General features: G+C 62.8%; 1 protein-coding gene. It reads right to left on the reverse strand.

From position 1 onward, the window contains the following. Positions 1 to 660: ABC transporter transmembrane domain-containing protein (locus NZU74_20500; protein MCS6883709.1), on the reverse strand; the 660-nt coding region annotated here is incomplete at its 3' end. Positions 661 to 669: the final 9 nt, after the last annotated feature.

Consider the following 669-nt stretch of genomic DNA (forward strand, 5'->3'; position numbering starts at 1 on the left):
GAAGTAGCGAAAGGTCACATTTTCGAACTGCACGCGGCCCTGCACCGGTGGCAGTGGCTGTGCGCCGGGTCGGTCGGTCACGTCGTTCCGCGCATCGAGGATTTCGAAGATACGACTTGCTGAGGCCGAGGCCTGGCCGAGCTGCGTGACGATGAGGCCGAACTGGCCGAGTGGGATGAACAGGTAGAGCAGATACAGGCTGAACTCCTGCCACTCGCCAAAGGTCAGGCTGCCGTTGATAATCAGCCGTCCGCCGAAGTAGGTCACTGCCACCTGGCCGAGGTTGGCGATCAGGAAGATCAGCGGAAAGAGGAAGACCAGCACACGCGTCACCTCCAATTGCTGCCGGAACAGCGCGGTGGCCGCGCGCCTGAACTTGGCCTGCTCCTCCTTCTCGCGGGTGAAGGCCTGCACTACCTTGATGCCGGCCAGGTTCTCCTGAAGCACCGTGTTCAACTCGGAGAGTCGCTGCTGCACCTTGCCGAAGAGCGGCCCGCTGATCGCGCCGAAGATCATGAAGACCACCAGTCCGATGGGCAGGATGGGCAGCGCCGCCAGCGCCAGCCCGGCGTTGGTCGTGAAAAGGATGAAGAGCACGGCCACCAGCAGCACCAGCCCACTGACCAGCTGCACCAGGCCCTGGCCGAGAAACAAGCGCACTTTCTCCAC

This window comes from Chloroflexaceae bacterium (assembly GCA_025057155.1).
Lineage (GTDB): Bacteria > Chloroflexota > Chloroflexia > Chloroflexales > Chloroflexaceae > JACAEO01.